The organism is Sorangium sp. So ce836 (genome assembly GCF_028553905.1).
Classification (GTDB): domain Bacteria; phylum Myxococcota_A; class Polyangia; order Polyangiales; family Polyangiaceae; genus Sorangium; species Sorangium cellulosum_D.
Window position 1 is genome coordinate 11,295,673 of sequence record NZ_CP102233.1, and the last position, 24,190, is coordinate 11,319,862.

The 24,190-nt window shown below is 72.0% G+C and carries 18 protein-coding genes; 10 read left to right on the plus strand and 8 right to left on the minus strand.

The genetic code is table 11. From position 1 onward, the window contains the following. Nucleotides 1-46 precede the first annotated feature (46 nt). Both NQZ70_RS41225 and NQZ70_RS41230 read left to right on the plus strand, forming a co-directional pair. Nucleotides 47-1,429, plus strand: coding sequence for a sigma-54 dependent transcriptional regulator (locus NQZ70_RS41225; protein WP_129579111.1), 1,383 nt, complete (start codon nucleotides 47-49; stop codon nucleotides 1,427-1,429). A 662-nt stretch (nucleotides 1,430-2,091) separates the two neighbouring features. Further along, on the plus strand, nucleotides 2,092-2,562 hold the full coding sequence (locus NQZ70_RS41230; protein ID WP_129579112.1) for a response regulator: 471 nt from the start codon (nucleotides 2,092-2,094) through the stop codon (nucleotides 2,560-2,562). A gap of 76 nt (nucleotides 2,563-2,638) precedes the next feature. Here NQZ70_RS41230 and NQZ70_RS41235 read toward each other — a convergent pair whose 3' ends face one another. Further along, the gene (locus NQZ70_RS41235) at nucleotides 2,639-3,664 is read right to left on the minus strand and encodes an aromatic ring-hydroxylating dioxygenase subunit alpha (RefSeq protein WP_129579113.1); all 1,026 of its coding nucleotides are present in this window, start codon (nucleotides 3,662-3,664) and stop codon (nucleotides 2,639-2,641) included. A 77-nt stretch (nucleotides 3,665-3,741) separates the two neighbouring features. On the opposite strand from NQZ70_RS41235, the gene NQZ70_RS41240 reads away from it, so the two are divergent. Next, nucleotides 3,742-4,785, plus strand: coding sequence for an AraC family transcriptional regulator (locus tag NQZ70_RS41240; RefSeq protein ID WP_129579114.1), 1,044 nt, complete (start codon nucleotides 3,742-3,744; stop codon nucleotides 4,783-4,785). Nucleotides 4,786-4,813: 28 nt separating this feature from the next. Here NQZ70_RS41240 and NQZ70_RS41245 read toward each other — a convergent pair whose 3' ends face one another. Next, a complete protein-coding gene (locus NQZ70_RS41245) occupies nucleotides 4,814-6,007 on the minus strand; it encodes a hypothetical protein (RefSeq protein WP_129579115.1) in 1,194 nt (397 codons plus the stop codon). Nucleotides 6,008-6,398: 391 nt separating this feature from the next. On the opposite strand from NQZ70_RS41245, the gene NQZ70_RS41250 reads away from it, so the two are divergent. The 4 genes from NQZ70_RS41250 (at nucleotide 6,399) to NQZ70_RS41265 (ending at nucleotide 12,853) form a co-directional block, all read left to right on the plus strand. Next, nucleotides 6,399-6,956 carry a CAP domain-containing protein gene (locus NQZ70_RS41250; protein ID WP_129579116.1) on the plus strand — a complete coding sequence of 186 codons (558 nt, stop codon included), beginning with the start codon at nucleotides 6,399-6,401 and terminating at the stop codon, nucleotides 6,954-6,956. Nucleotides 6,957-7,035: 79 nt separating this feature from the next. Next, nucleotides 7,036-8,220 carry an acyl-CoA dehydrogenase family protein gene (locus tag NQZ70_RS41255; RefSeq protein ID WP_129579117.1) on the plus strand — a complete coding sequence of 395 codons (1,185 nt, stop codon included), beginning with the start codon at nucleotides 7,036-7,038 and terminating at the stop codon, nucleotides 8,218-8,220. Nucleotides 8,221-8,432: 212 nt separating this feature from the next. Beyond that, complete coding sequence (locus tag NQZ70_RS41260) at nucleotides 8,433-10,487, plus strand: M3 family metallopeptidase (protein ID WP_129579118.1); 2,055 nt, start codon at nucleotides 8,433-8,435, stop codon at nucleotides 10,485-10,487. Nucleotides 10,488-10,975: 488 nt separating this feature from the next. Continuing rightward, nucleotides 10,976-12,853, plus strand: coding sequence for a PEGA domain-containing protein (locus NQZ70_RS41265; RefSeq protein ID WP_129579119.1), 1,878 nt, complete (start codon nucleotides 10,976-10,978; stop codon nucleotides 12,851-12,853). Nucleotides 12,854-12,951: 98 nt separating this feature from the next. Here the strand turns inward: NQZ70_RS41265 and NQZ70_RS41270 are convergent, their stop codons facing one another. Continuing rightward, nucleotides 12,952-14,853: a hypothetical protein gene (locus NQZ70_RS41270; RefSeq protein ID WP_129579120.1), complete on the minus strand. Its 1,902-nt coding sequence runs from the start codon at nucleotides 14,851-14,853 to the stop codon at nucleotides 12,952-12,954. 1,146 nt (nucleotides 14,854-15,999) lie between these two features. Continuing rightward, a complete protein-coding gene (locus NQZ70_RS41275) occupies nucleotides 16,000-16,176 on the minus strand; it encodes a hypothetical protein (RefSeq protein ID WP_159397796.1) in 177 nt (58 codons plus the stop codon). A 155-nt stretch (nucleotides 16,177-16,331) separates the two neighbouring features. On the opposite strand from NQZ70_RS41275, the gene NQZ70_RS41280 reads away from it, so the two are divergent. Then, nucleotides 16,332-16,661 carry a PilZ domain-containing protein gene (locus NQZ70_RS41280; RefSeq protein ID WP_020740063.1) on the plus strand — a complete coding sequence of 110 codons (330 nt, stop codon included), beginning with the start codon at nucleotides 16,332-16,334 and terminating at the stop codon, nucleotides 16,659-16,661. Nucleotides 16,662-16,990: 329 nt separating this feature from the next. Here the strand turns inward: NQZ70_RS41280 and NQZ70_RS41285 are convergent, their stop codons facing one another. Together NQZ70_RS41285 and NQZ70_RS41290 are read right to left on the minus strand one after the other, a co-directional pair. Continuing rightward, complete coding sequence (locus tag NQZ70_RS41285; RefSeq protein WP_207217614.1) at nucleotides 16,991-19,729, minus strand: hypothetical protein; 2,739 nt, start codon at nucleotides 19,727-19,729, stop codon at nucleotides 16,991-16,993. Between the two features lie 16 nt (nucleotides 19,730-19,745). Next, nucleotides 19,746-20,351, minus strand: coding sequence for a 5-formyltetrahydrofolate cyclo-ligase (locus NQZ70_RS41290; protein ID WP_129579121.1), 606 nt, complete (start codon nucleotides 20,349-20,351; stop codon nucleotides 19,746-19,748). 346 nt (nucleotides 20,352-20,697) lie between these two features. On the opposite strand from NQZ70_RS41290, the gene mscL reads away from it, so the two are divergent. Further along, the gene (mscL, locus tag NQZ70_RS41295) at nucleotides 20,698-21,147 is read left to right on the plus strand and encodes a large conductance mechanosensitive channel protein MscL (RefSeq protein ID WP_129579122.1); all 450 of its coding nucleotides are present in this window, start codon (nucleotides 20,698-20,700) and stop codon (nucleotides 21,145-21,147) included. A gap of 72 nt (nucleotides 21,148-21,219) precedes the next feature. Here mscL and NQZ70_RS41300 read toward each other — a convergent pair whose 3' ends face one another. Continuing rightward, nucleotides 21,220-22,206 carry a hypothetical protein gene (locus NQZ70_RS41300; RefSeq protein ID WP_129579123.1) on the minus strand — a complete coding sequence of 329 codons (987 nt, stop codon included), beginning with the start codon at nucleotides 22,204-22,206 and terminating at the stop codon, nucleotides 21,220-21,222. A gap of 197 nt (nucleotides 22,207-22,403) precedes the next feature. Between NQZ70_RS41300 and NQZ70_RS41305 the strand changes: the two genes are divergently transcribed. Beyond that, nucleotides 22,404-22,538, plus strand: coding sequence for a hypothetical protein (locus NQZ70_RS41305; RefSeq protein ID WP_257792744.1), 135 nt, complete (start codon nucleotides 22,404-22,406; stop codon nucleotides 22,536-22,538). Between the two features lie 381 nt (nucleotides 22,539-22,919). Here NQZ70_RS41305 and NQZ70_RS41310 read toward each other — a convergent pair whose 3' ends face one another. Then, nucleotides 22,920-24,161, minus strand: coding sequence for an RHS repeat domain-containing protein (locus NQZ70_RS41310; protein ID WP_129579124.1), 1,242 nt, complete (start codon nucleotides 24,159-24,161; stop codon nucleotides 22,920-22,922). Between the last annotated feature and the right edge of the window lie 29 nt (nucleotides 24,162-24,190).

The window sequence follows — 24,190 nt, forward strand, 5'->3', positions numbered from 1 at the left end:
GCTGGTCGCAGGCCCGGCGCTGTACTACGTCATCGTTCGAGGAGAGATGGGACGGCGAGCGCTGATCATCGACGACGACGAGGCGATGTGCGCGTGGCTCGCGGCGGATCTCCGCGCGCGGGGCGTCGAGGCGACCACACGGACCTCACCCGCGGAGGCGCTCTCGCTCCTCGAGGAGGACGAGCGCTTCGACGTCCTCCTGACCGACCTGAACATGCGTGGCATGGATGGGATCGCGGTCTGCCGCCGGGCGGCCGAGATCCGGCCGGACCTGCCGGTGGTGGTGATCACCGCCTTCGGCAGCATCGAGACGGCGGTGCAGGCGATCCGCGCGGGGGCGTACGACTACGTGACCAAGCCGGTCGACATCGAGGCGCTGGCGCTGGCGCTGGAGCGGGCGATCGCGCACCACGCGCTCAAGGCCGAGGTGCGGCGGCTGCGCCGCGCGGTGGCCGGGCCCGGCGCGTTCCCGGACCTCATCGGCCGGAGCGCGGCGATGCGGACGGTGCAGGACCTGATCGAGCGCATCGCCGACGCGGAGGCGACGGTGCTCATCACGGGCGAGAGCGGGACGGGCAAGGAGGTCGTTGCGCGGGCGTTGCACGAGCGGAGCCGCCGCAAGGGGGGGCCGTTCGTGGCGATCAACTGCGCGGCGGTGCCGGAGTCGCTGATCGAGAGCGAGCTCTTCGGGCATGCGCGGGGCGCGTTCACCGACGCGCGCGCGGCGCGCTCCGGGCTGTTCGTGGAGGCGAACGGCGGGACGCTGCTCCTCGACGAGATCGGGGAGCTGCCGCTCGCGGTGCAGCCGAAGCTGCTCCGCGCCCTGCAGGAGCGCCGGGTGCGGCCGGTGGGCGGGAACGCGGAGGTGCCGTTCGATGCGCGCATCGTGGCCGCGACGAACCGCGACCTGGACGAGGCGGTCGAGGAGCGCCGGTTCCGGGAGGATCTGTATTACCGGATCAACGTGCTCCACGTGGAGCTGCCGCCGGTGCGGGCGCGGGGCAGCGACGTGCTGCTGCTGGCGCAGCGCTTCCTGGAGGACTTCGCCGCGCGCTCGGGCAAGGAGGTGGTGGGCCTGTCGCCCGCGGCCGCCGAGCGGCTGCTTGCGTACTCGTGGCCGGGCAACGTGCGGGAGATCCAGAACTGCATCGAGCGGGCGGTGGCGCTCACGCGGTACCAGGAGATCACGGTGGACGATCTGCCGGCGAAGGTGCGGGAGCACCGGCCGTCGCACGTGCTCGTGGCGGGGGATGATCCGTCGGAGCTCGTGCCGCTCGAGGAGGTGGAGCGCCGGTACATCCTGCGGGTGCTGGAGGCGGCGGGCGGGAACAAGACGCTGGCGGCCCGGATCCTGGGGCTCGACCGGAAGACGCTGCACCGCAAGCTCGAGCGGTGGGAGCCGGCCGCCGGGGCGGCGAAGGGCGGCTGAGGCGCGGAGCCATCTCCGGAGCCACCTCAACCTGGGTCGGTTCCGACCGACCGCCCCAACCTGGGTCGGTTCCGACCGACCGCCCCAACCTGGGTCGGTTCCGACCGACCGCCCCAACCTGGGTCGGTTCCGACCGACCGCCCCAACCTGGGTCGGTTCCGACCGACCGCCCCAACCTGGGTCGGTTCCGACCGACCGCCCCAACCTGGGTCGGTTCCGACCGACCGCCCCAACCTGGGTCGGTTCCGACCGACCGCCCCAACCTGGGTCGGTTCCGACCGACCGCCCCAACCTGGGTCGGTTCCGACCGACCGCCCCAACCTGGGTCGGTTCCGACCGACCGCCCCAACCTGGGTCGGTTCCGACCGACCGCCCCAACCTGGGTCGGTTCCGACCGACCGCCCCAACCTGGGTCGGTTCCGACCGACCGCCCCAACCTGGGTCGGTTCCGACCGACCGCCCCAACCTGGGTCGGTTCCTGGCCCTCACCTCAACCCGGGTCGGTCCGCCCTTCCCGCCCCAACCTGGGTTGGGCCGCCCCAACCTGGGTCGGTTCCGGCCGCCTCAACCTGGGTCGGTTCCTGGCCCTCACCTCAACCCGGGTCGGTCCGCCGCCGCCCGCGGCACGCTGCCTGCATTCAGGACCCGTCAAAGGAGACCCCATGATCCCCGTGCAGCTCCGCGAACGTGCCTGGTCCCCGAGCGTGCCCCTTGAACCCCTGCCGAGCGTCCACCCCGTCGCGACGCCCGTCCGCGTTCTCCTCGCCGAGGACGACCGGGAGCTGCGGCTGCTGCTCGCCACCTCCCTCCGTCGTGACGGCTACGAGGTGCTGGAGGCGCGCGACGCCAACCACCTCCTCGAGCTGATGGGCGACGCGCTGGTCTCCGGCGGCGGCGCCACGACCGACGTCGTCGTCAGCGACATCCGCATGCCGGGCAGGAGCGGCCTCGATCTGCTCGCCGGGCTGCGCCGCGACGACTGGGCGACCCCCGTGGTCCTCATCACCGCGTTCGGAGACCCGGAGACCCACGCCGAGGCCTACCGCCTGGGCGCCGACGCCGTGCTCGACAAGCCGCTCGACGTCGACGACCTGCGCGTCGTCGTCCAGGCCCTCGCCACGATGCGCGGCTGACGCGCCTCGCGGCCGCGCCCGCCACGCCGCGCGCCCGCCGCCCACGCGCCCGCCGCCGCCACCTTCGCGCCGCGCCTCACCCCGCCTCGACCGGCAGCCGGCGCGGCTCCCCCTCCCGCTGCGCCTTCAGCCGCGCCCGACGCATCTTGTGCCACGCGAGGATCCCCGCGTCCGCGCGCACGAAACGGCACGCCTCCAGGTCCGCGTCGCGCGGCTCCGACGACGCCAGCATTCGCTCGTCCCCCGGCTGGATCAGCCGGAACTCCATCAGCAGCCCCAGCCGCGCAAGCAGCCGCCCGATCGCCGGGACCGGCACGTAGTACCGCCCCACGATCGCCGTCCGCCCCGCGTCGATCGGCGCGCACCCCACCACCCCCACCACCAGCTTCCCGAACGAGAGCCGCAACGCCCCCGGGAAGCGCACCTCCATCTCGAACTTCCACCCCCGACGGCCGTCCCACGGCTCCCCATCGTCGTGGCGGAGCACCCCCATCGCGTGGATGACGTCGCCCTCCACCCGCACGTCGTAGGGGTCCAGCAGCGCGCCCATGCCCGGCACCCAGGGCCGGTGCGCGAACGGCGCGTGATGGAGATCGAGCATCCCCTCCATCGCCCGCGCGAACGGCACATCCCAGTCCAGCGACGCCGTGTGGGCGTGCCGCTCGTCGGCCGGCAGCCCCTCGAACCAGGGCACCGGCGGCAGCTCGTCCGGCCGCTCGCCCCAGAAGAGCCACACGAAGCCCCGGTGCTCGCGCACCTCGTAGCGCGTCAGCGCCAGCGTCTCGGCCACGCCGCGCGCGCTCGCCCCGCGCCCCTCGCACGGGATCGCCACGCAGCGCCCGTCCGAGGCGAACCGGAAGCCGTGGTACGGGCACTCGATCGCCCCGTCCACGACGCGCCCCAGGCCGAGGTCCGCGCCCCGGTGCGGACAGCGCGCCCGCGCCGCGACCAGCGCGCCCCGCTCGTCCCGGAACAGCACGATGCGCGTCCCGAACCGCTCGACCGTGACCGGCCGCTTGCCCACGCGCGCCGCGTTCGCGATGATGTACCAGGCGCCCTCGACGAACCCGCCGCGCCCTTCCTCGATGCCGTGCCTTCGCATGATGCGCCTCCGATTGCCAGGAAGCCTGAGGCTCCCTCGGCGGACGAGCAGTGACAGCGCGCGCCACAAGGGCTGACATGCGGCGCAAGCCCGCCCGGGCCCCGGCGCGCGCGCCGACGATCTGGGCCCGCACCGCCGCGCAGCTCGCCGACCACGCCGCGCAGCGCGGGGCCGACCGCGCCGCGCTGCTCGAGGCCGCGGGGCTCCCGGCCGCGGCGCTCGCCGATCCCGACGCCCGCGTCCCGCTCGCGGCCTTCTACGCGCTCGTCGAGGCGGCCGTGACGGCCGTCGCCGATCCGCACCTCGGCCTCGACTTCGCCGGGCGCTTCCAGCCGGAGCACTTCGACGCCCTCGGCTTCCTCGCCATGAGCAGCCCCACCCTCGGCGAGGCGTTCCACCGGATGCTCCGCTACCAGCAGGTCTGGAACGAGGGCGAGCGCTACACCCTGGAGATCCGCGGCGGCGCTGCGCACGTCGCCTTCGCGCCGTTCGGGCCCGATCGGCCAGCCCACGGCCAGGTGGCGGAGATGTTCGCGTTCGACGTGCTCGTGAACGCCGGCCGCATGTGCGGCGGCCCGATCCAGGCGGTCGCGGTGCGCTTTCGCCATGCGCCCGCGGGCGATCCGGCCGAGAAGGCGCGGCGGCTCGGCTCGCCGGTGCGCTTCGGGGCGCCGCAGACCGAGCTGGTCCTGCCCGTCGAGGCGCTGGCCCGGCCGCTGCCCCACGCCAACGAGGCGCTCGCCGCCTTCCTGGAGCGCCACCTGCAGGTCATCGCGGCGAGCCTGCCGGGCGCGGCGCCGTCCGCGCTGTCCGACCGCGTGCGGGCGCTCCTCGGCGAGCGGCTGCGCGAGGGGGCCGACCTGGGCGCGCTCGCGGCGCGCCTGCGGATGAGCCCGCGCACGCTCCAGCGCCGCCTCGGCGACGAGGGCACGTCGATCCACGCCCTGCTCGACGAGGTCCGCCGCGGCCGCGCGGCGGCGCTCCTGGAGGCGGACATGGCGATCGGCGAGGTGGCCTACCTGCTCGGCTACTCGGAGCCGAGCGCGTTCCACCGGGCGTTCCGGCGCTGGACCGGCGCGACGCCGGAGGCGTTCCGCGCGCGGCGGCGCGGGCCGCGGTGAGCGGCCCGCGCCGCCGCCGCGCGCGCGCTCACTCGTCGCCCGCGGGGGCGATCCTGAGCTCGGCCATCACCTTGGTGCTCGCCGTGAGGCTCGCCTCGATGTTCTCGACCGCCTGCGTGATCGCGTTGGTGGCCGGGATGATGCACGCCCCCGCCTTCACGCTGCCGGTGACCGCGCCCTCGAGGTTGCCTGAGGCCGCGACCACGGCCTCGGCGCTGTCGAGGAGCAGCTGGCCGCGCGCCTGGGCGGCGACCAGGAGCCGCGGCAGGTTCGCCCGGAGCGTCGCCACCACCGCCTCGGCGCCCTCCCCGCCCGTGACGGTGACCGCGGGCTCCTTGCAGCTCGCCCTCGCGCTCGCGCTCGCCTCGCAGGAGCCGCTGCACTCCGCGCTCCCCGTGCACTCGGCCTTCGGCGGCTTGAGGTTGGTCTTGCACTTCGGCGCCTCGAACGTGAGGCTGCACTCGCCCGAGCAGTCCGCGTTGCACTCCACCTGCGCGTCGGCCGCGATCTCGCACGATCCGCGGCACTCGCCCGTGCAGGTGCCGTCGCACGCCCCGCGGCAGTCGCCGCCCGCCGTCGTCGCGGAGCAGTTGCCGTCGCACGTGCCCTCGCAGGTGCCGCGGCACGTGCCCTCGCAGGTGACGGCCAGGTTGGCCGAGCCCTCGCAGGTGCCGGTGCACGTCCCCTCGCACCGGCCCGAGAGCTGGCCAGGATCGCAGCGCGCGATGACCTCCGCCGGCGTCAGCTGGCACTCGACGTTGGCGCTGCACCTCGCCTCGCAGTTCGCCTGCACGCTCGCGTCGACCGTGCAGCTCGGCGGCTGGAAAGAGAACGACAGATCGGCCGCCGCCTCCCCGATCGCGTCGATGGCGAGCTCGCACCACTGCGTCGCCCGCTCGCTCGGCTTCGTCGCCGTGACCGTCGCCGCGTCCGCGCCGAGATCCAGCGCGATCGCCTGACAGGCGCCGCTCACGTCGGCCACGATGGAGCCCGCGGCCCCGGTGAAGTCGGACACGGACTGCATGAAGGCACCATAATTGAGCTCGGCTTCGCCCTCGAGCCCCCACTGCACCGTGGCGAGATCGGCGCCCGGCGTGAAGTCGCGACAGCAGAGGTCATTCTGCAGCTCCGCGGCCTTGTCACACCCCATGACCGGAACGACGGAGAGCGCCGCCAGCGCCAGAGGGAATGTCGCGATTCGCCACGTCAGACGGATGTTCATCAGGAAACTCCTTGGTTCTTTGTCGGGGGCGCGTCCGGTGCCGGATCGCCGCGGCGGCGGCGAGAGCCCACGTGGGCGGCCGCTCACCTTGATGCTCGGGCGACAGCCGCCGCCGAAGCAGGGCGACAATAACTCATGAACCGACCCGGCTGACAAGGCCCATCCTGCGGAATTGTTGCGGCTCTCGGCGTCACCTTAGGGCGAGGCCCGTCAGCACGCCAGCAAGGCATGACGTGATCTGTTGATGTGCGACTCGCCGCGGGCAGGACGCCTGGATGCGGCCGTCCAGGGGCGCTCTCGGGTGCGCCATGATACGGCACGTCGTGGTTCACATATAGCCATCCTCGAATAGCCGTTGCAGAGCTAGGCCGAGCCGTAGGACAATGCCCCCGTGACCACGCTCGGCCCACGGCTCCCCCGAACCTCGCGGCTCTCTCTCCTCCTCGCCCTGACGGCCGCGTGCAGCGGCTCGTCCGACGACGAGGGCACGGCGGGTCAGGCCGCCGGCGAGCCGCGCGAGATGGCCGGGATCACGGCGGCCCACAACACGGCGCGCGCCACGGTCGATCCGCCCGCCGACGATCCGCTCCCCAGGCTCACGTGGTCGCCCGAGATCGCCGCGGCGGCCCAGGCCTACGCCGACGGGTGCGTGTTCGGCCATAGCAAGAGCAGCTACGGAGAGAACCTCTATGCCACGAGCGGCGCCGCGGTCTCGCCGGAGGAGGTCGTCGCGGCGTGGGTCGACGAGGCCGCAAACTACGACCTTGCGAGCAATTCGTGCAGCTCCACCTGCGGCCATTACACGCAGGTGGTCTGGGCCGACTCCGTGCGGCTCGGCTGCGGGGTCGCCGATTGCTCGGGCGACTCGCCGTTCGGCGGCGGGTCGTGGCAGCTCTGGGTGTGCAACTACGACCCTCCCGGCAACTTCGTCGGCGAGCGCCCCTACTGAGGTCCGCGCGGGCGGTCGTGGACGGCGCGCCGCCCGCGCGTCCTCCCCGCCCCTCGCCCGCTCTGGTATCGCACGAGCGATGGACTTCGGATGGACCCCTGCCCAGCGCGCCGTCCACGACCGCATGCGCGCCCTCGGCGCCGAGGCCGACGCCGCGGCCCCGGACGACCGCATGCGCGTCCTCGCCCGCGGCGGCGCCCTCGGCCTGCCGATCGCCCGCGATCTCGGCGGCGAGGGCCTCGACCTCGTCACGACGGCGCTCGCCTACGAGGGCCTCGGCGCGACGCTGCGCGACGGCGGCGTCCTGCTCGCCGCGGGGGCGCACCTCTTCGGCGTGGCGCTCCTGCTCGCCCGGGTGGGCACGCCCGCGCAGCAGCGCGCGTGGCTGCCGCCGATGGCGACCGGCGAGCGCATGGCCACGGTCGCGGCGACCGAGGCCGGCGCCGGCTCGGACGTCGCGTCGGTCGAGGCCACGGCCGACCGCACCGCCGCAGGCTACCGGCTCACCGGCGAGAAGCGGTACGTGACCTGGGCCGACCGGGCCGACGTGTACCTCGCGATCGCGCGCAACGGCGGCGACGACCGCGCCGGCGGCGCGCCGGCGCGCGGCCTCACGGCGCTGCTCGTCCCCCGCGACGCCGCGGCCGGGGCGACCGCGTCCGGCGCTCCCGCCGACGCGGCGGCCCACGGCGCGGCGCGCGTCCGCCCGGGCGCCCCGCTCGCGACCGCCGGCCTCCGCGGCGCGCGGCTCGCGCCCGTCTCGTTCGCCGGCTGCGAGGTCGGCCCCGACGCGCTCCTCGGCCGCGCCGGCGCCGGCCTCGCCGTCTTCCAGATCGCGATGACCTACGAGCGCGCGCTGATCCTCGCCTTCCGCCTCGGCGCCATGGAGCGCGCCCTCGGCGAGGCCGTCCGCTTCGCCCGGGAGCGCGCGATCGGCGGCCAGTCGATCGCGCGCCACCAGGCCGTCGCGCACCGCCTCGCGCAGAGGAAGCTCCGGCTGGAGACCTCGAGGCTGCTCGTCTACCGCGCCGCCTGGGAGCTCGACCAGGGCCACCGCGGCCAGGCTGAGGCCGCGCTCGCCAAGTGGCACGCGGCGGACTCGGCCGTGCAGTCCGCGCTGGACGATCTCCAGCTCCGCGGCGGCGCCGGCTACCTCGAGGAGAGCGGCCTCCCCTCCGCCGTGGACGACGCGCTGGGCGGCAGCATCCACTCGGGGACGTCCGACGTGCTCGCCACGATCGTCGCGCGCTGGCTGGGCGTCTAGCGCCGCCCGCCGGAGCTCCGGCCTCAGACGCCCCGCCCGCCGCGTCCGTCCACCGACGCCCGGATCGCCGCCCCGCGCCCCGGCGGCTTCGCGCGCCCGGCACTAGCCAACCCCCGCGGACGCCTTTACCAAGGGAGGGCTGCGCGGACCGGCCGAGGGTGCCGGCGCCGCGCCCCGTCCGTCGGCCCCCTCACGCCCAACCAGGAACGATCATGACCGAAGCGACCGACAATCCCCTGCTCTCTCTCGGCTTCGAGATCCCGTTCGATCGCATCCGGAGCGAGCACGTCGAGCCCGCGGTGCGCGCGCTGCTCGCCGACGCCCGCGCCCGGCTCGAGGCCCTCATCGCGACGCCCGGCCCTCGCACCTACGACAACACCCTCGCCGCGCTCGAGGCCGTCACCGAGCGGCTCGACCGCGCCATGAACGTCGTCTCGCACCTCGAGTCGACGTCCACCACGCCCGAGCTGCGCGCCGCCTACAACGCCGTCCAGCCGGAGGTCAGCGAGTTCCTCAGCGGCATCGCCCTCAACGAGGGCGTCTACGGCGCGCTCAAGGCGTTCGCGGCCACGCCCGAGGCCGGGTCGCTCACCGGCCCGCGGCGCCGCTTCTTCAAGAAGACCCTCGACGACTTCCGCCGGAGCGGCGCCGAGCTCGACCCGCCCGGCAAGAAGCGCCTGTCCGAGATCGACGTCGAGCTCGCGACGCTCACCCTGCGCTTCTCGCAGAACGTGCTCGACGCCACGAACGCCTTCGAGTTCGTGGTCGAGGACCCGGCCCGCCTCGCCGGCCTGCCGCCGAGCGCGGTCGAGGCCGCCCGCCAGAGCGCCCAGGACAAGGGCGTCAAGGGCTACCGCTTCACGCTGCAGGCGCCGAGCTACATCCCGGTGCTCACGCACCTCGACGACGCCTCGATCCGCGAGCGCTTCTACCGCGCCTACAACACGCGGGCGACCGAGGGCGATCACGACAACCGCCCGCTCATCCGCCGCATCCTCGAGCTCCGCCGCGAGAAGGCGGCGCTGCTCGGCTACGCGACCTTCGCCGACCTCGTGCTCGAGGACCGCATGGCCAAGACGGGCGCCGAGGCGCGCCGCTTCGTCGCGACGCTGCGGGAGCGCACCGAGCCGGTGTTCGCCCGCGAAAAGGAGGAGCTCGCCGCCTTCCGCCGCGAGATCGAGGGCCCGGGCGCCCCGCCGCTCGAGCCGTGGGACGTCTCCTACTACGCCGAGAAGCTGCGCCGCGCCCGCTACGACTTCGACGACGAGGCGCTCCGCCCGTACTTCCCGCTGGATCGCGTCGTCTCCGGCCTGTTCGAGATCGCCCACCGCCTTTACGGCGTGCGCATCGTGCCCTGGCAGGACGCGCCCGCGTGGCACCCCAGCGTCCGCGCCTACCGGCTCCTCGAGGCGGACGGCGCCCAGAGCGCCGCGTTCTACCTCGATTTCACGCCGCGCGAGCAGAAGCGCGACGGCGCCTGGATGCACGGGCTCGTCACGGGCGCGCCGAGCGACGGCGGGCGCGCGGCCGGCGAGGACGCGCGGCACCTCGAGGTCCTGGCGGGCAGCTTCACCCCGCCGGTCGGCGGCCGCCCCGCGCTGCTCAACCACCGCGAGGTCGAGACGCTGTTCCACGAGTTCGGGCACATGATGCACCACGCCTCCAGCCGGGTGCCGATCCGGAGCCTCGCCGGCACCAACGTCGCCTGGGACTTCGTCGAGCTCCCCTCGCAGATCATGGAGAACTGGTGCTGGGAGCGGGAGGCGCTCGACCTGTTCGCGCGCCACCACGAGACGGGCGCGCCGATCCCGGACGACCTGCTCCAGCGGATGCGCGCCGCCCGCACGTTCCGCGCCGGCGCCGTGACGATGCGGCAGCTCGGCTTCGCCGAGATCGACCTCGCGCTCCACGTGGACTGGACCCCCGAGCGCGGCGACGTCGTCGAGTTCGCGCGCGAGGTCCTCGCGCGCTACTCGCCGGTCCCGCTGCCCGAGGGCTACGCGATGATCGCCGGCTTCTCCCACCTCTTCTCGAGCCCCGTGGGCTACGCCGCCGGCTACTACTCGTACAAGTGGGCCGAGGTGCTGGACGCCGACGCCTTCTCCCGCTTCCAGGAGGAGGGCCTGTTCAGCCGGAAGGTGGGCGACGCGTTCCGGAGCCAGATCCTCGCGCTTGGCGACACGCAGGACCCGATGGATCTCTACAAGAGCTTCCGCGGCCGCGAGCCCACCCTCGACGCCCTGCTCCAGCGCAGCGGCCTCGCCTGAGCCCCCGGGGCGGCCCCTCCCGGGGGTCCGCCCGGCGCCGCGCTCGTCACGGCCTCCTCCCAGAGCCCGCGCGCTCGTTGTCTTAACCGGTTCATCTCAGCGTCCGTCTGCAGGCGCGGGGCGAGCGATGCCTGCGGCTGTCGTCCTGGCGTGTCCGAGGCGCGGGCGTGCGGCGGGATGGCAATCCTTGCCGTGCCTCTGCTGTTCAGCGCTGGCAAACTTTGCCAGGGCGGCAAGGCTTGCCTCTGCAGGCTGGATCCGTGGGCGAGCTCGATGGCGCGGCAGCCGCTCGTGCGCCGCGCTCGGCGCGTCTCGCCGCCCGTCGTCGCAGGAAATGCCCCTCGCGCGGCGGGGCGGCACGCCGGTTGCGATAGCGCCCTGCCAGCCGCGCTGCCACGGGCGCGGCTCGCCTCACGGAGGCGGGCCGCTCAGGACCGGCGCGAGGCGGAGCAGCACCAGCGCTCCGCCGATCCAAAGGAGATCATCGAATGCGACGTTTACGTTTCATGATCACGACCTCGTGCGCGCTCGCGCTCGCTGCCTGCGTACAGGGGACCAGCACGGACGAGCCGTTCGTTGATGAGGTGGGGCAGGCCCTCGTGAACCCGGCGTCGGTGCTCGGGTTCGAGAGCACCGCAGACTGGACGGCCTCCGGCGCCGTGAAGAGCGCGAGCGCCGATCACTCCGAGGGCACCTCCGCGCTCGCCCTGCGGAACTTCAACTTCGTCGAGCTCCAGTCCGTGCCGCTGACCACCGTGTCGGGCGTGACCTCGACGATCGCCTTCGACCTGAAGCCGCCGGTGTCGCCCGGCTTCGGCAACGCGCAGCTCGTCGTGAACATCCCGTCCCAAGGCGTGCACAGCGTGTGGTTGGGTCAGGTGAACCTCGCCGGGCTGCCCGCGGGCACGTACAGCCCGATCTCGTTCAGCCTGCCGGCGAGCGTCGTCAGCGCCCTGAGCAATACCTACAGCGATCTGACGTTCAAGATCGTCCTGAATGTCCCGCAGACGACGACCGATTACCTGGTCGACAACCTCCGCTTCGTGGGCGGCGCGCCGGCCGGCCCTTCCAAGGTGGAGCTGCGCGTCTCGAGCGCGGACGACCGGCTCGTCCTTTACGTGAACGGCCTGCAGCGGAGGATGTTCCACAGCGCCGATCCGAGCATCGGCCAGCGCATCGACGTGAGCGACTGGTTCGGGAGCGGCGACAACGATCTCCGGATCCAGACCCTCAACACCAGCGGACCGACGAGCTACGGCGTCGAGGTCTGGGTCGACGACCAGCTCGTCGTCAACGCGACGTGCCCCGCGACCCTGTGCAACGGCCAGGAGGTGCGGCAGGGGATCGTGGCGGATCGGACGTTCTCCGTGGACACCCCGAACCGGCCCGCGCTCCAGCCTGTCACCGTGACGGCAACGAGCTCGCAGCCCGGCAAGGTGTACGTGAACGACGTTTACACGGGGCGCTCCACGCCAACCACGCTCTCGCTGCCGCCGGGCAACTACACCATCGGCGTCGGGCTCGGCACCCAGTCGCCGCCCTACGACTACACGGGCTCTTATCGGGAGCAGAGCGTGACCGTCGGCGCGTCGCCCATGACCGTCGACGTCACCGCGAACCCGCCGCTCGGGATCCAGGAGGACACGCGCATCGGGATCCTGCCCATCCGGAGGAGCATCAACTACCGCGCGTCGCTCGGTGGAGCGGACCCGTCGAACGTCGGCGTGCTCTCCGAGGACGACATCGAGAGGCTCTTGACGCAGGCGAGGGCGACCAGCGCCAGGTGGCTCGAGCCGCTGTCGTACGGGCTCGCCAAGTGGACCGTCGATGTCCTGCCCACCGTCGAGGACGTGCCGATCTACGAGCCGAACCACGATGGGTGGGACACCGGGCGCTTCCAGAGCGAGAACCCGACCGCGCACCTGCTCTCGGACTACGACATGATCGTGCTCTACATCCCGCAGCACCGGGCCGACGGATCGTTGGTGCATGATGAGAGCAACCTCGCGTGGGCTTGGGACGACCGGTACCTCGCGATCCCAACCACCTACACCGGCGAAGGGATCGGCGTCCCGAACGCCGGGCTCCTCCACGAGGTGATTCATAACTACGAGGGGTACAACCGCAACGTGCTGCGCTCGTACAACGGGATCCACGGGCTGCACGGCAGCTCGAACCACGGTTATTACGACGGTTCCAACGGCGAGCACAACTTCGTGTACTTCTATCGCCACTTCCTCCGCGGTCAGGTCGCCGAGTTCGAAGCCATGCGGCCCGATCAGGACTGGCCCTCCATCGGGGCGACCACGGGGAGCCTCTACCTCGGCGTCTTCCCGGTCCTGCGCCACGGCTTCAACGTGCGGTGACGTAGCGCGGTCCGCCCCCCCGGGGCGGGCCTCTCAGCAAAGCAAGAGGAGGAGGGGGCCCCGGCGCTCATCCCACCGGCCGCCCCCTCCCGAGGGGCTCACTTCATCGAGAAGTTGCACGCCGAGAGCGACGCCGACCCCACCGTCTGGGTCATCGCCCAGTTGTTGAGCGACCGGATCTGCGCCTGCTCGGTCCTGAACGCGTACCGGTACGCGAGCCGCACCTCGGCGCCGTTCTTCGGCTGGATGTACACCGAGTACAGCCGCGACGCCGTCTCGACCACCATCCGCACCGTGTACGTCGTCCCGGCCGAGTACGGGAACACCGTCGCCGCCTCGTACCTCGATCCGTTCCGGACCCGGACGTTGCCCTGCTCGTCGAAGATCACGATCGCCGCGAGCTCGGTCCACTGATCGGCCGCGCCGCTCGACAGCCCGACCACCCCGTCGATCTTCGCCGCGCTCGGCGTCACGTCCCACGTCGCCGTGAAGGTGCCCCACTGCGTCGTCAGCGGCGTGTTCACCCACTCGCCAGCCTTCACCGTCGGGCACGACGGCGCCGGATTCGGCGTCGTCGGCTCCGAGGGCGTCGGCGTCGTCGGCTCCGTCGGCGTCGGCTCGCTCGGCGCCGTCGTCGTCCCCGAGCCGAGCTCGAAGGCCCCGATGTCGACGGCGCCCACGGCCGTCCGCCGCGGCGCGCTGCCGACGGCCCCGATCACCCCCTTCGGCGGGTGGAAGAGCGGCATCGCCAGCGGCGACGGGAACGGGCGCCCCGAGATCCCCGACGTCTGGCTCACGCCCGCGTTGCGGAGCGGGCTCGACGGCAGCAGCGTCACGTCGCGGTTGGCGACGCTCGCGAAGCCCGGATCGGCCACGATCAGCGTCCCCGCGAAGCCGGAAGGCACGGTCGTGCCCGTGGGCACCGCGTTGTTGACGCCCTTGATCACCGGGCTGCCGGTCGCCCACTTCGCGTCGTCGCGGAAGACCTGGACGCTGCCGCCGCCGACGCGGTGGAAGACGTTGTTGTGCAGCTCGATGCTCTCGATCCCATCGAACAGGTGGATCGCCGCGTTCGACCCCTGCATCAGCAGGAAGGTGTTGTTGACGAACCGGTACCGCCCCTTCGTGTCGCCCGTGCCGTCGCCGCCGACGCGCACCACGTACTGCGTGTGCGTCTTGCGGAAGACGTTGCCGACCACATCGGAGTCCTCCCGCGCGAGCCCCGGATCCTGCCCGTCCGGACCGATCAGCTCGAGGTCCTTGTAGAGCCCGCCCTCGATCCAGTTATAGTAGATCTCGTTCCGCTCCGCGCGGGACTTCACCGCGTTGCCGCCGTTTGCGTCGTGGACGTAGCTGTGCTGCATCCGGAACACGGCGCCCGGATACGCGCTCTCGTCCGTGGCCATGTAGATCGGGTGCTTCTGCGTCCCGTTCCCGCACTTGTAGACCTCGACGTACTCCAGCGTCAGCGAGCCCGAGTCGCTGTCGGCGCCGAGGATGCCGTGCGCAGGACAGTCGTGGACCACCGTGTCGCGAATGGTCACGTCGTGACCATGGTGGAAAACGCACCGGGTCGTGCCGCCGGTCACATCGAACCCCTCGAGCACGACGTGGTTCGCGTTGATCTCGATGGTGTTGGTGCCGCCCTTGAGGACGGGGCGCTTCCCGGAGACGCGCTTGCCGCGGATGGTGATCTTCGCGGTGGGCGTGCCCCCCTTCGTGATCCGGATATTGCCCGCGTACGTCGCGTTGCCGTCGACCTCCACGATGTCGCCCGGCTTCAGCTGGCCCACGACGTCGTTGAGGGTCTTGTAGGTGCGCGTGGGGCCGACAAGGAAGGTCGTGCCGGCGGCCTGCTCCCCCGCGCCCCAGTCCTCCGCGGTCACGTCCTCGTCGAGCGGCGCGCAGCCGGAGCCGACGATCGACATCGCCATCAGCGAGGCGATGAACTTACCGGCAGCGAACGACCGCGACCCAAAGCCTTGAGAAATCGAATGCATGGCTTTTTCTCCCCCGGCGTCGTCGAACCCCTGCGGTGAACAGGACCGTAACGGCCGAAGGCTACAGGGGGCAGAAGCGAAGCCTCCCGCTGTAGACCCTCGCGCCGCGAACCATCGGTGCAGACCATTCAGCACCAGAGGGGCGGATACCGGCGCTCTCGTGAGACAACTTATTCCTGGATTGGAGCAAAGGGTCAAGACGAAATGCTTTCGCAAATCAAACGATCGGCCAATTAGGTCGCACACCTCAGCCGCTTTTCACATCAAGGTTGCAAAAATTCGATGCAAAACTGCAATGCGCAGCTCGTCCGCTGATGTGAGGAATGTAGAGCGATGTGCCCGCTCGCCCGCTCTTTCATGGTCAAAATCCCGTGGAATTGTGGGCTAACATGCATTGCGACCGAAATATCCATTCACTCCAACGACCTCTGCCTACCTCTCCCCGCATCTGTCGCGCTCGCGGGCGACGTCCACGCCGCCCTGGTGCGGTGTTCTTCGCCGGAGCGCGCCGCGATTGTCGCCAGCGACGGGCGGCGCGGTGGTCGCGCCGATCTCATCGCGTCCGCATGGGAGCAGCGCCTTTCACGCTTCGAGCCGCTGCCGCGGCGCCTCGAGCGCGCGCGGCGGTGCCACGCGCGCCGGGCGCTCCTTCCGCGGCGACGCGGCTTTGCCCAGCGCGCCTCGGCGCTCGCGCAGCGGAGTCATTCGCCGATCCGATCTCCGGGGAGAGATTCCATTGCGGCGCTCGCAACCTCGCGTGGGCGTCGGCTCATTCGCGATTCGACGAGGCGCCGCGCGTTCGGCCGGCGGCCGCGCCCGTTCCCGGGGAATCCGAGCGCGCTCGCCGGTGCGTTCTCGCCGGCGAGACCGAGGCGACTGTGCGGGAGATCGCCGAGAGGCACGAATGAGCGGTGTTCGACGACGAGATCCGGCGCGTCCGCGCGACGGCCGCGCCGTTGTTCATCGCGCCGCCGCCGCCAGCCACGGGAAAGTAAGCCGCCGGCCTCGCGGGAAAACTGAACGGGTTGGCAGGGATACGGAAAAGGATGAATCGGGCTCAGGAGGAGATCTCGCTCCCTTTCGGGAACTCCCGTCTTCCTCCTGAACTCGGGGCGTCCGGCGGGCCGAGCGGGGGCCGGGGCGGGCTCAGCGCCTGCCTTTGAAGCCCATCATCTGCTGCACCACCGCCTCGCTCTCCTCGGCGATCGCGCCTTCCTGGGCCGCGCGATCGGCGCAGTCCTCACAGACCTTCTTCTTTTTGCTTCCGACCTTGATCGTCTTGAGCTCGTCGACCTCGCTGTCGCACTCGCGGCACGTGGGCATCGCCGACCTTCCTTTCGCCCCGCCAGCATATCGCACCCGCGGCGGGATCGCGCCGCCGCGCTGCGGGGTGCCGGCGGGGCTCGCCCGCCCGATGTTTGGCCCGGACGAGCCGCGCGACCTACGCTCGGCGCCTCACGAGGACCCAGGAGGAACGCATGGATCGCAGGCAGGGCGCGCGCGCCCAGGTCGACTTCCCCGTCTCGGCGCTCGTCGACGGCCACAGGCACCGGTGCCGCGCGATCGATCTCTCCCCGACCGGGATGGTCGTCGAGCGCACGCCCGGGCTCGCGGGCCGGGCGCTGCCGGCGGTCACCCCGTTCGAGCTCGACCTCGGGGTCGGGCGCCCCATCCGGCTGCGCGCCCGCCCGGTCTGGGACCGCGACAACCTGCTCGCCGTCCGCTTCGTGGTCATGAGCGACGCCGACCGGCTCACGATCGCCGAGCACCTCGACGAGAGAGCGCGGCGCCGCGAGCCGCTGCACTAGCTCCGAGCGTCAGCACGGAGCTGGCCGGCCCGCCCCCGACGCAATGCGCGCCTGCAAGGATGAAATCGCAGGAGTGCAACGCGAGGGAATGCGCCCGGGACATCTATGCTATTTCGCAGCGAATTTTGAGCTTCTCGCGGTGGCATGCGAGCTGCTAATTCATAGGGCAGCGTTGCTGGTGCGGCCTCTCCCCCCCCGGGCCCCGGCGACGCTTTTTCTTTTTGTCGCTCGCCGGATCGGCGGGCCGCTCGGCGCTCGGTGATACCTCCGCCAGGGGCCGAGCGCGCCGCTGCGCGAGGGGGCGCGCCGCTGCGGAGGGGAGCGCGGCGCTACGTGCGCGGCTCCCTGCGCCGGCGCGCGGCGGAGATCGACGCCCGCGGCCACTTGGCGGCAGACCGGCGCAGCTCGTCGAGCGCATCCTCGGGCAGGCGCGGCACGCGCGGCTCGCGCGGCTCGGCGGCGCGCGGCTCCCCAGGGCGGGGCTCGACGGCGGCCGGCGCCGCGGGGTCCGGCTCGCCGGCGCGGGGCCCGGCGGCGGTCAGCGGCTCGGCGGGGGCGGCCGGGCGGGCGCCCAGGTACGGCCAGAGGCTCTCGCGGATGGGCGCCGGCAGCACGTTCTCCAGGTACTCGAGCGCGGTCCCGCGGAGGTGCGCGTCGTCGGCGTGGAGCGCCCGGTAGGCGATCTCGAGCGGCTCGCGCTCAAGGCAGAGCGAGAGCACACGGAAGACGTGCTCCAGGCTGCGGCTCGTCCGCTCGACCAGCAGGCGCGCGGCCAGGGGCGCCTCGGCCGGCGGGGACGCGTTCGGGGGCTGGGCGTCCCACACCCGGCGGTCGATCTCGATCTCCCGCATCGCCGCCGCGATCACGTCGTCGCGGCGCAGGTGGATCGGCGCGCGCTGCTGGAGCAGGCGCGCGAGCGCCACGCCGCACTGGTAGCGCACCTCGAAGCGCTCGTCGGCGAGGCCGAGCATCAGCCCGTCGGCGGCGCGCTGGGTGGGGCAGGCCTGGAGCACGCGCGGGATGCGGCGCCGGACCGCGAGGCTCACGGCCGGGTCGAGCAGCGCGTCGAGGAGCTGGCCGGTCGAGCGGGGGGCGACGGCGCGGAGCGCGCGGAGCGCGTCCGAGATGAGCCCGTCGCGCTCGAGGAGCGGGAGGAGGTGCGGGACGAGGGCGGGGTCGGGCTCCCGGGCGAGCGCCCGGCGGACGCGCTCGGGCTCGCCCGAGCGGAGGTCGGCGACCGCCGCGAGCACCGGGTCGGACGAGAGCGCGGCCGAAGCGGAGCGCGCCGACAGCGGCCCCTCGGCGATCTTGCGCTCGCCCGCCGGGGCGCGCGGCCCGTCGCCGGGGGCGTGGGCGGAGACGGGCGGCCGGGCGGAGATCGGCGGGCCGGCGTAGGAGATGCGCTCGCCGTCGCCGTGGGCGCGCCCGGCGTCGGCCCGCGCGGCCGTCCCCCGCCGGAGGGCGGCGAGCTCGGCGAGCACCTTGTCGCGGCTGAGCGCGTCGACGGTGCCGCTCAGGGTGCGGCGGGTGGTCGCGTCGACGACGTTCGCCGGGTCGAGCGAGACGGCGCCGGAGCGCAGGCTGCCCTCGAGCGCGGCGACGTAGCCCCGGTGGAGCCGCGGCGTGAAGAGCAGGGTGACGCCCGCGGCCGCGGTGCCGAGGCCGATGAGGAGCGGCAGCGACGCGCCCGGCGCGAGCGCGAGCAGGACCATGGCGAGGCCGCTGCCGGCCGCGGTGCCGATGCGGTCGAAGCCGACGTCGATGAGGGTCTTGATCGACCGCTTCTGGTCCGGGGGCAGGGGCGTGTAGAGCAGCTCGTAGCCCGACCGGAACAGCGAGTTCCGGAGCACCGCCTCGGTGGCGCGGACGATGGAGGCGGCCCAGAGGCGCGGCGCGACCACGACGGAGAGGGAGCTCGTGAGGACGGCGGCCGGGAGGATGCCGATGGTGGCGGCGAGCCCGAGCCGGTCGAGCGAGAAGGTGGCGGCGAGCGACTGCACGAGGAACGAGAGCAGGCTGACCGAGAGGTGGAAGAGGGCGAAGAACGAGAGCAGCTCGTTGCGGTCGCGCATCGCGTGGGCGGCCTCGGCGCTGAGGGCCACGTCGAAGAGCGCGCCGCTGACGGCGCCGAGCCCGACGAGCAGGGCGAGGTCGCGCAGGTGGGGGCTCTCGCGCAGGGCGCGGAGGCCGGAGGGGCTGGCGGCGGTGGAGGCGGCGGCCGAGGAGGCGGCGGCGGCGCCTGAGGCGGCGGCGGCGGCGGTGCCGGCTGCGGCGGCCCCCGCGGCGGCGGTGCCGGCGGCGGCGGTGCTCGCGGCGGCGGTGCTCGCGGCGGCGGTGCTCGCGGCGGCGTCGGCGCCGGCGGTGCTCGCGGCGGCGCCGGTGGCGGCGGTGCTCGCGGCGGCGCCGGTGGCGGCGGTGCTCGCGGCGGCGCCGGTGGCGGCGGTGCTCGCGGCGGCGCCGGCGGCGCCGGCATCGGTCGCGGCCGGAAGGCCGGCGCCGAGGAGGTAGGTCGCCAACGCGGCCAGCCCGCTCAGGCCGGCGAGGGCGAGGAGCATGGTCGGGGCGTCCACGAGGTGGCCGGCGCGCCAGGCGAACAGGCCGCCGACGACGCCGCCGAGCGTGCCGCCGCCGGCGATGCGCCCCATGGAGTGGCGGGCGGTGTGGGGGTCGAAGCGCTCGTTGACGAGCGACCAGAAGGCGGAGATGAGGGTCGCGCCGAAGACGGCGACGTGCAGGTAGAAGACCAGGGCGGCGGCGCCGGGCGCGCGCAGGGCGAGGGCCCACTCCAGGCCGAGGAAGACGGAGCTCGCGGCGCAGGTGGCGGGGACGACGCGCGCGGGCGAGAGCTGCAGGAGGGCGCGCGAGAGCAGGAGGACCGCGGCGAACGAGAGCGCCGCGCCGGCGGCCATGACCTTGGGGACGTCGGCGGCGCCGAAGGCGGCGAGGAAGAGGGCGTCGCGGGTGGCCCGACCGGCGACCTGCTGGGCGATCATCGCGCCGGACGCGAGGGCGGCGATGAGGACGGGCCTTGCGCTGTCGGTCTCCCCTTCCACCTGGTTCTTGGGCACCGGTCCGTTGGGCATCCTAGGCGGGCTCGGCGGCGAGCACGCGGGCGTCGGTCACGATGGTCCCGAGCGGGACGTCGCCGTCGGTCGAGGGCACCTCGGCGATGAGCTGGAAGTCGAAGGCGACGCCGACGGCGTGCGCCGGGGGGCAGAAGCGCGGCAGGGTGCTGTCGTAGTAGCCGGCGCCGTAGCCGATCCGGTGGCCGCGGGCGTCGATCTGGAGGGCGGGGACGACGATGACGTCGAGCGCGGCGGCCTCCTCGTCGGCGGGGTCGGGCTCGCGGAAGCCGAGGCCGCGCTCCTGCATGGCCTCGGGGTCGGCGACGAAGCGGAAGGTCATCGCGCGCGACTCGGGGTCGATGGCGGGGTACGCGACCTGGACGCCGCGGGCGCGCAGGAGCGGGTCGAGCTCGCGGAGGTCGACCTCGTTGCGGTCCTCGATCGGGCAGAAGAGCGCCACGCGCCGGGCGGCGACGACCGCCGGGAGCTCGGCGAGGGCGCGGACGATGCGGCGGGAGCGCTCGAGGATGGCGTCGCGGGGGATGGAGTTGCGGACCGCCCGGGCGCGCTTCCGCAGCTCGGCTTTCGCGCGGTAGCGCAGGGCGGCCTCGGTATCGGGGTCCATGGTAGGGGTGGGTCCTCCGGGGGGCATCCTAGAGAGGCGAGGCGGGATCGGGGAACCGGTGTGTGAGAAATCGGCGGGGGGGTGGAGGGTGGGGCGAGGAGTGTGGCGGCTCTGCAGGGGGGTGGGGCGAGGCGGCGGGTGCGGTAGAGGGGGCTGACGGCGGGCTCTGGGGCCGGGAGGCGATGAGCGCACGGACGAGCTCGGTGGCACCGTTTGTGCTCGGCGGCGCCGGCCGCGTGGACGGCGTGGACAGGGAGGCTGTTGGCAGCGCCGAAGTTGCGATAAAGCGGTGACCGAGCCGGAGTCGCCAGTGCGAGCCGGTGCCCTCGGCGATGGGAGGTGAGCGATGTTCTGGGATGATTTCAAGAAGTTTGCGATTCGTGGCAACGTCGTCGACATGGCGGTCGGCGTCGTGATCGGCGCGGCGTTCGGCAACATCGTCAAGTCCCTCGTCGATCACCTGATCATGCCGCCGATAGGCCTGGTGACGGGCGGCATCGACTTCAGCCGGCACTACATCGTCCTGAAGGCGCCGAGCGGGCCCGGCCCCTACGCGAACCCCGACGAGATGGTGAAGGCGGGCGCGGTCCTCCTTCAATATGGCCAGGTCATCAACAACCTGGTGAGCTTCTTCATCATCGCCTTCTGCGTGTTCCTGCTGATGCAGCTGATGGGGAAGCTCCAGAGAAAGCACGAGGAGGCCGCGACGACCAAGGAGTGCCCCGAGTGCGCGATGACCATCCCCATCAAGGCGGTGCGCTGCGGGCACTGCACGGCGGCGCTGAAGGCGGCGTAGGGCCGCGGAGGGGCCGGCGGCGGGGGGTTGTAACCAAACAGGCTCAGGAACGCGCTCGTCCCTTCTTCGCGCTCACGCCCCGTGAGGGAGGCGCTTCCGTGGATGGTCAGGCCTCATCATGGGAGAAGAGCGTTCCCGGTCCGATCCCCTGCCCCAAAGTGACAGCTCCTGCCCGTTCTGGCTCACCCGCGAGACGCGGTTCTCCTCGTTCCATTCCGTCGTGCGCCGCGTCGCGTCCCGGTAGACCCAGCCGGTCTGGTTGCCGCTGGCGTCGTAGCTCATCACCCGCGGCCACGGCATCGACTCCGCCACGAGGTGCTCGTCGATGTGCCTGGGCGCGTGCGGCTGCGGTCCGGTGTACTGGTACACCGACCGGTACGTCTGCTCCCGGATCGCATGATCCTCGCGCCATCCTCCGCTCCCATCCGGCACGAACCGGTAGCTCGCCTGGTCCTTCGTCAGGATGTTGCCGATCTCGTCGAAGTCGAACGACAGCCGGTACCGGTACTGCCAATCCCTCCGGTCCTGGTACGTCCCGCTCGCCGAGATCAGCTGGTAGAGGTCGTCGTACCCGTAATCGTGCGTCGTCGGCCCGACCAGCACCGCGCCTGGCATCTCCTGGTCGTACGGCGCCTCGTTCCGCGCCTGCTCCAGGTTGCCCGCCGCGTCGTACGCATACCGCATCCTCTGGAACGGCCTCGCCGGCAACCCTCGTTCCACGAGGAACCGGTCGCGGTGATCGGCGTTGATCTCCTGAAGCCGCCGCGACTTCTCGAAGTACTTGTACGACGTCGCGATGCCGTTGCCGTGCACCACGCGCACCCGTTGCTCGAACTCGTCGTAGCCGATGTGCAGCAGGTACTGCGTCGTCGCCGGCTCGTCCGGATGCTGCGGGTTCGGCTGGGTGTTCGTCCCGACCGCCGACCCGACCAGGCCGCCTCGGTCGTAGCCGTACGTCACCACCTCCGCCTCGGAGCCGGGAAACTTGATCGGCAGCAGCCGCCCGAAGGAGTAGAACTCACCACCCCGTCCATCGGAGTGCGATCGATGGGCCGACATCGAAGTCAATCAGAATGACCGAACTATGAATTCAGCTCCTCCATCCAGCTACGAATCAGTCTCTGTGCCCCCTCGAACGAGGCATTAACACGAACCCGCTCGAAGTACCACAATACCCTCTCTCGAAGACCGTGATCGACCCCACATGAGAGACCCAAAAGATCAACGCAAAACGCGCACTCATCAGCATTTGCCGCGTGCTCAATTATATCGACATAGATTGGCAAACCTCTAGCGATTTCTCGCAAGCATCGCTGAACAAGATCTGCCTCACCAAGCTCGATCTCGCACGCCGCCACCTCTCCGCTGCCGATCTGGACGAGGAGCTCTAGCACATGCCGACGAGCAGCATCGGGGCATCGCAGAAGAACACCTAACAGGCATGGCACCGCGGCAAGGGCCGCCTGGTAAACCTGTCCCTGTACGACAATCGTATTATCGATCTTCCAGTATGCAGCTAGCGCCTCCGATTCCGTGGCGGCAGCCTGAAGCTCTCGGATGGCATGCGGTATCTGAGATGCACTGCCTTCAGCACGTAGGTTTGACCAATCATGGCGCTCAATCTCCCATATCATGTCATTTCCCTTGATCACTCTTGAATTGGGTTCCCTCTGGAAACGCGCCGCGACCGTATCGAGATTCACATTTTGTGCACACTGGAACCTGCTTGTACGGAGGTCCGTCAGCTCGTGGGCGCACGGCTTCTGTGAATTTTACTTTGCTTGGATCTCCTCCGAGTGCCTCGACAACACGCTGTTCGGCGCAGAGGCCGCCGCCTGAGCATCCTGTTTCGACTTTCCCGTTTCTTTGTTGTACCCGCCGGTGACTGTCGCCGGCCGGGCAGGTGAGCGCAAGCCTCCAACCTCCGCAGCCTTCGCGTCGCGCGCAGCTCTTGCCCGATCCACAAGCTTCGCGCTGGAGGCTTGCCGAGATCCTGTCGAAGCGCTGGGACCAGCGGGTTTCGTCGGCTCCGGCGGCTTCGCCGGCTGTGCCGCCTGCGGGGGCTTCGCCGGCTGCGCTGCCTGCGCCGGCTGCGGCGCCGCTTGCTGCTGGCCCGCAGGCCGCGGCGGCGGCACCGGCTGCTGGTTCACGCCGCCCATGCGCGCCGTCCGAGGAGGAGCCGCCGCCGGGCTTGTGGGCGTCTTGCCCTGCGCCCGCTGCTCCGCCATGCGCTGCATCTTCATCATCTGGTGAAAGCGAGCGCCCTCGGGCCCGGTCCAGCAGCTCGGGCTCCGGCAGCCCCCCATCCCAGCCCCGCCGGGCGGGAAGTTCCGGTGCCCCCCTTGCGCTTGCCGCCCATCGGGATCGAGCAGATTGACCGGGTTGTTCAGCGCATAGCTGTACAGCCCGAGGTTCCCCGGGTTGAACACCCCCGCGCCCGGCCCTCCCGCCATGTACTCGTCCAGGATCGGATCCGGGCTCAGCCACACGTTGATCCGTGGGTCGTAGTACCGCGCCCCGAAGTAATAGAGCCCCGTCGCCTGGTCGAGCTCCTTGCCCGTGAACACGTACGCCCGCCGCAGCTCGTACCGCGAGTCCGACGCGTCGATCCACAGCTCGCCCGTCGGGAAGTACTCGTCCCGCTGCGTCAGCGTCTGCTCGTTGTTCGACGCGAAGCTCGTGCTGCCCAGGTGGTCCGGGTGGTAGTAGATCGTCGGCGGGTCCCGGAACCAGTCCGGATCCATCTTGCTCGCGATGCGCGTCTGCCCCGCATAGATGTGCTTGGTGATGAACCGCCCGTCCCGCAGCGTCAGGTGCTGGTCGTGGTAGGCCGTCTCCTCCTCGCCGCTGATGCGGTGCAGGGTAGCCGCTCCGCAGAGCGCGTTCTGAAGCGAGCTTGTGGAAGGCGGCCCCGTGCGTAGAGTCGCGGTGCGATGACGGAGCGACGGAGCGGGGACGCAGGCGTCGAAGTCCCGAGCCTGATGACGGCGGTGCTGAAGCTGTCCGCGCCGCATGTCGCGTGGCAAGGCCGCGAGGACGTCCC